The following is a 6131-nucleotide window of genomic DNA, read 5'->3' as shown; positions in this document are numbered from 1 at the left end:
GCCCCTGCCTGGGGGGCCGGCGGCCGCGCGGGTGTACCCCCCCCATGGGGGGGGGCCGGGGGCCGGGGGCCGGGGGCGGCCGCGGCCCGCGCGGGGGGGGCCGGCCCCCCCCCGCGACTCGGGGGACAGCAGCGGCGCGCAGTCCGCCACCAGGTGCGCGTGCCGGGCGGCGGCGACGATACGGCGGGGCCGGGCGGTGTCGGCCATGAGCGCCAGCCGGGCCGGCGGATAGGCCGGGTCCAGCGGCACCACGGCGGCCCCGGTGAGCAGGACACCGAGGAGCACGGCGACCGCCTGCGGGCCCCGGTCCATGGCGACGCCGATCCGGTCGCCCCGGCCGGTGCCCTCGGCGCGCAGCCGGTGCGCCACGGCCCGTGCGGTGCCGGCCAGCCGCGCATAGCTCCAGATGTCGCCGGCGTGGTCCAGGGCCGGGGCGTCGGGGGTGCGGGCGGCCTGGCGCAGGAAGAGGTCCGTGACGCACTCCTGGCTCACGGGTGCCGGTACCGGGCGGGCGGGCTCCGCCGCGAGGAAGCCGAACCCGGCCTGTTCCAGCGGGTGTTCGGCCATCCGGCGCACCACGGCGACGAGCGTGTCGGCGAGCAGCTCGGCCTGGTCCCGGCTGAACACCCGCCCGTCGCAGTCGACGCGCAGCCCGATCCGGCCGTCCACCGGGTCGTGCACCGCGTTGACCAGCAGGGTGAAGTTGGTCTCCTCCCAGGTCCGGAAGTCCAGCAGCCGGATGCCCGGAAGCGTCAGCACCTCGGTGAGCTGCCGGAAGTGGACGTAGTTGAACGCCGTCTCCAGCTCGCTGCCGGGGTGCTCCTCCTGGATGGCGCTGAGCGGGTAGCGGCGGTGCGGGAACCCCTCGCGCTCGCGGTGCAGCGCCTGCCGGGCCAGCGCGGACCAGCTCGCACCGGAGGTGGGCAGCCGCAGGGGGACGGTGTTCAGGAAGAGCCCGAGGGCCTGTTCGCCCTCCCCCTCGGTCCGGCCGTGCGTGACCAGCCCGGTGAGCACCTCGGGGGCGCCGGTGAACAGCCCCAGCGTCAGGCAGTGCGCCGCCAGCAGCACCGACTTGACCGGCGTCCCGTGCGCCCGGGCTGCGTCCCGCAGCGCGTCCGCGAGGTCGGCCGGCAGCTCCCGCCGGCACACGATCTGCTCCCCGTCGGTCGGCGGCCGGTGTGCTCGGGCCCCGGCGAGCGCCGGCACGTCGACCCCGCGCACGACCTCGCCCCAGTAGGCGCGGCTCGCCACGGAGTCCAGCGCGGCCCGCTCGGCGGCCACGTGCGCCGCGGGCGGCGGCAGCGGCCCGCCGGGCACCGGAGCGGCGCCGAGCCCCAGGGTGTGCGCGTACGTCTGGAGCAGGTCCCGCAGCAGGTTGGCGACGCTGGCGCCGTCGAGCAGCGCATGGTGGAAGCCGAGCACCAGTTCCACGGTGTCGGGGCGCACATACGCGCGCAGGAAGTACAGCGGGCCGTGCTCGAAGTCGTAGTCGTGCACCCGGCGTTCGTCCACGTGGCGCAGGATCTCCGCCTCCGCCTCCGCCTCGGTACGGCCGCGCAGGTCCACGCAGTCCGCACCGGCCGGTGCCTGCGGGTGGATCACCTGGAGCGGCTCGGAGACGCGGGCGAGCGCGAACGTGGACCGCAGCACGGGGTGCCGGGCGGTCAGCCGCGCGGCGGCGGTACGGAACGCCGCCTCGTCCCACGGCATCCGCAGCACATAACGGAAGACGTCCTTGTACACGGCGGTGCCGGGCCGGCGCCGGGAGTGGAAGATCAGGCCCAGCTGGAGCCGGGAGAGCGGGTGGGCGTCCTCGGCGTCCCCGAGCGCCGCCCGGTCGACGCGGGACACCAGCGCGAACGGACGCGGCCCCTCCGTCGCGGCCGGGCCGGGCGGCGCGTCGGCGACGGTGACGGCGGCGAGCGCCGCCACGGTCGGTGCGGCCACGAGATCGTCGAGGGAGAAGCGCAGGCCCTCCCGCTCGGCCCGGGCCCGGACGGTGAGCAGCCGGATGGAGTCGCCGCCGAGGGCGTAGAAGTCGTCGTGCACGCCGACCCGTTCGACGCCCAGCACCTCCGCCCAGATCCGGGCGAGCGCGGCCTGCACCCCGTCGGCCGGCGCGGCGTCGCCGGACGGCTCCGCTGCGCCGCGCGGGTCGGGCAGCGCCCGCACATCGGTCTTGCCGCTCGGGGTCAGCGGCACCCGGTCGATCCGGCACAGCAGGGCGGGCACCATGAACGCGGGCAGCCGGGCGACGAGCGCCGCGCGCAGCCGGTCCGGGCCCGGGTCGTCGTCGCCGGCCAGGTACCAGGCGGCCAGCCGGGTGCCGCCGCCCCCGGCGGTGGTGGCGGCCACCACCGCGTCGCGCACCCCGGGCAGCTCGCGCAGCGCGGCGGCGACCTCGCCGGTCTCCACCCGGTTGCCCCGGATCTTGACCTGGCCGTCCGCCCGGCCCAGGTACTCCAGGGTGCCGTCGGCGAGCCAGCGGGCGATGTCCCCGGTGCGGTAGATCCGTCCGCCGGGCACGAACGGGTCGGCGGTGAACCGTTCCGCGGTGAGCCGGGGCAGGCCGAGATAGCCCCGGGCGACCTGGACGCCGCCGATGCACAACTCGCCCGGCACACCGGCCGGCTGAAGGTTTCCGTGGGCGTCGAGGACGTACAGCAGCGTGTTGTCCACCGGCCGTCCGATCGGCACCCGGCGTACGGGAAGCGCCGGGTCGCCGGGGCAGTCGTACGCCGTGACGTCCACCGCGGCCTCGGTGGGGCCGTACAGGTTCACCAGGCGGGGCGGCCCGTCCGGGCCCGTGCGCAAGGTCCGTGCGAAGCGTTCGACATGCCCGGGCGGCAGCGCCTCGCCGCTGCAGAAGACGTACCGCAGCGAGGAGACCGGCGGCTCGTCGAGGTCGAGGAAGGGGCCGAGCATGGAGGGGACGAAGTGCAGGACACTGACACTGTGGTCGCGGACCGTGCGGGCCACCTCCCGCGGGTCCTTCTCGGCGCCGGGCGGCAGCAGCACCAGCCGGGCCCCCTCGGCGGCCCACCAGAACAGCTCCCACACGGAGACGTCGAAGGAGACGGGGGTCTTCTGCAACAGGACGTCGTCCGCGCCCACCGGGTACAGCCGCTGCATCCAGGTCAGCCGGTTGACGGCCGACCGGTGTTCGACCATCACGCCCTTGGGCCGGCCGGTCGACCCGGACGTGTAGATCACATAGGCGAGGGAGCCCGGACCGGCGCCGGTCTCCGGCGGGGCGTCGTCCTGCCCCGCCTCCAGCTCGGCCACCCGGCGGGCGTGCTCCCGGCCGGCGGCCCACGGCGCCCGGGCCCCCTCGTCGTCCAGCACGACCGCCGCGGCCCGGCAGTCGTCGAGCATGTGCGTGATCCGCCCGGCGGGGTAGTCCGGGTCCACCGGCACATACGCGGCGCCCGCCTTGAGCACCCCGAACAGCGCCGGGAGCAGGTCCGGGCCGCGGCGCAGCGCCACCGCCACCCGGTCCCCGTCGCCGACGCCGGCCGCCCGCAGGCCCCTGGCCACGCGGTTGGCGCGGCGCTCCAGCTCCGCGTAGGTCAGCGAGCGGCCGGTGGCGGCGTCCGTCACCGCGACGGCGTCCGGCCGCCGGGCGCACTGGAGCTCGAACAGGCCGTGCAGGGTGCCGGGTTCCCGCTCCGGCGCGGCGGGGCCCCGGCCCAGGGCGAGCAGGGCGTCCCGTTCCGCCGGGCCGGTCACCGGTACGGCGGACAGCTCCGCCGCCGGGTCGTCCAGGCAGCCCGCGAGCAGCCGCTCCAACTGGCGGGCCACCGCGTCGATCGGCAGGTCCTCGTCGAACACGTCAAGCGCGTGGACCAGGTCGATCTCCATGCCGGGGGCGTCGCCGAAGTCCCGTACGAAGACGTTGAGCGCGGACTGGTCGTACCCGGGGGCCTGCATGCCGGTCTCGCGCCGCACCCCGTCGAGGACGGCGGGCCGCTCGTAGCGCAGATAGGACAACGTCACGTCGAACAGCTGCCGGGAACCGCCCGCGCCGTCCGCGGCCAGCCCGGTCAGCAGGTCGCCGAGCGCGATCCGCTCGTGCCGCTGGAGCCCCCGGACCGCCTCGCGGGTCTCGCGCACCAGCTCGCCGACCGGGCGCGCCCCGGGGCGCCGCAGCGGCAGCGGCAGGGTGTTGGCGAGCTGGCCGTACGGCGTCGCCGTCCAGCCGGCGCGGTTCAGCAGCGGGATGCCCAGGACGACGTCCTCGCTGCCGTGCAGCCGGGTGAGCAGCCCGCCGAGGACGGCCGCCACATAGGCGAAGGGGGAGTAACCGGCTTCCCGGATCCGCCGCACCAGCGCGCCGTCGACGGGCACGGTGCGGATGCCCCGGCGCCGGGCGCCGCTCGGGGCCCGGCGGGTGAACAATGCGGTGCCGGTGTCAGCGAGCGCGGCCCGGTGGTGGGCCAGATCCTCGCCGAAGGCGTCACCGGCCCGGTAGCGGGCCTCCTCCGCGAGGAAGCCGGCGACCGGAACGGGGTCCGCGGCGGGCGCCGGTGCCCCGGCGTGCCGGTGCGCGTACTCCTCCAGGATCTCCTGGGTCACCCGGTCGCAGGTCCAGCCGTCCGCGACCAGATGGTGCGCCGTCAGCCGCAGCACCACCGTGTCGGGCCCCTCGGTCAGCAGCGTGACCCGCACCGGCGGGGCGCCGCGCAGCGGCAGGGGGCGCAGCAGGTCGGCCTCCAGCCAGGCGGCGCGGGCCGCGGCCGGGTCCGCCTCCCGCTCCAGGTCGAGCCGGCCCACCTCGGGTGCCGCGGCGCCGACCCACTGCACCGGCGTACCGTCCGGGTCGTCGAAACAGAGCCGGAACGTCTCGTGCCGGGCCAGCACCGCCTCGGCGCTCTCGGCCAGCAGCCGCCGGTCCACCGGACCGGTGAGACGTTCGGTCACACAGCAGTTGAACTGGGGATCGTCCGGGTGCAGTACGGCGGAGGCCCACACGTCCCGCTGATAGGCGGTCAGCGGGAGGCGGGGCTGATCCGTATGGCTCGGTAAGTTCATGATCAGACCATAGGTGCGGACCTGGCCGGGAAAGCGTCCGGCGGCAGCTAGTGGCCGTCGACTGCCGGTGCTGTGTCCCTTCCGCCGTGGCGGGTACGGCCTTTCGGACAGCGGTGACGCCTCGTCAATCCATGTATATGACACAGTGGTTGTGCCAGACGGTGATCAACAGGAGGAGCGGGCATGGCGGTTCGGCTGGACGAGCGGGTGCGGGCGCGGCTGGAAGGACCCCACTTCTGGTACGTCGCCACGGTGACACCGGACGGCGCTCCGCATGTCACACCGATGTGGGTCGGCCTGGAGGACGGGCTGATCGTCTTCAACACCTCGGTCGGCCGGATCAAGGAGGAGAACCTCCGCCACGACGCCCGCGTCCACCTCTCGCACGCCGACCCCGACAACCCCTACGACCGGGTGCAGATTTCCGGCCGCGCGGTGCGGCTGGTGACCGGCGAGGCGGCCGAGCGCGGGATGGACCGGCTGACCCACAAGTACCTGGGCCTGGACCGCTACCCCTGGCTGATCGAGGGCGAGCAGCGCGTACACGTCCTGGTCGAGCCGGAACGGGTACGCCACATCGTCGGCGTCGAACCGTTCCGGCCCGGGGTCATCCCCTCCTGACCGGGCGGGGTCAGGATTCGGCCGGAACCCGGTCCAGGAAGCCCAGCACCTGCCGGATCCGGCCCTCCTCGTCCAGCGTGACCACGTCGAACCCGGCCACCGGCGCAGACCGGTCGGCCTCGTTCACCAGCTCCCAGCCGAAGCGCGCGGTGTCGTGGTGCCCGTCCACCGCGCCCAGCGGGCGGAAGACGAACCCCGGGAACTGCTCGTGGACCGCCGCGATCACGGCCGCGATCCCCTCATGGCCACGGACGTCGGCGAGGGGGTCGGTGTAACCGCCGTCCGGGGTCCACGCGGCGGCGACCGCCTTCCTCAGGGCCTCGGGCTCGGTGGCGTTCCACGCCTCGAAGTAACGGGCGGCGGCGGTCGCGTAGCGATCGGTGTTCACGGACATGGTGAATCAGCCTCCATCGAGGTCGTCTCTCCTGGTCGGGGCCCGGGTCGGGGCTTCGCCGATCCGGTGTGACCACCATGCCCGG

3 protein-coding genes are annotated in these 6131 nt (G+C 75.4%); 1 reads left to right on the top strand and 2 read right to left on the bottom strand.

Going from position 1 to position 6131, the window contains the following annotated elements:
• A partial coding sequence (locus tag ACFVIU_RS06800; RefSeq protein ID WP_385841082.1) for an amino acid adenylation domain-containing protein occupies nucleotides 1-5031 on the bottom strand: 5031 nt, incomplete at its 3' end.
• 183 nt (nucleotides 5032-5214) lie between these two features.
• On the opposite strand from ACFVIU_RS06800, the gene ACFVIU_RS06795 reads away from it, so the two are divergent.
• Entirely contained in the window at nucleotides 5215-5652 is a 438-nt protein-coding gene (locus tag ACFVIU_RS06795; RefSeq protein ID WP_385841081.1) for a PPOX class F420-dependent oxidoreductase, read from the top strand.
• 10 nt (nucleotides 5653-5662) lie between these two features.
• Here ACFVIU_RS06795 and ACFVIU_RS06790 read toward each other — a convergent pair whose 3' ends face one another.
• Complete coding sequence (locus ACFVIU_RS06790; protein WP_385841080.1) at nucleotides 5663-6046, bottom strand: nuclear transport factor 2 family protein; 384 nt, start codon at nucleotides 6044-6046, stop codon at nucleotides 5663-5665.
• Nucleotides 6047-6131: the final 85 nt, after the last annotated feature.

The organism is Streptomyces sp. NPDC127190 (assembly GCF_042672505.1).
Lineage (GTDB): Bacteria > Actinomycetota > Actinomycetes > Streptomycetales > Streptomycetaceae > Streptomyces.
This window is presented reverse-complemented; position numbering and strand designations above follow the sequence as displayed.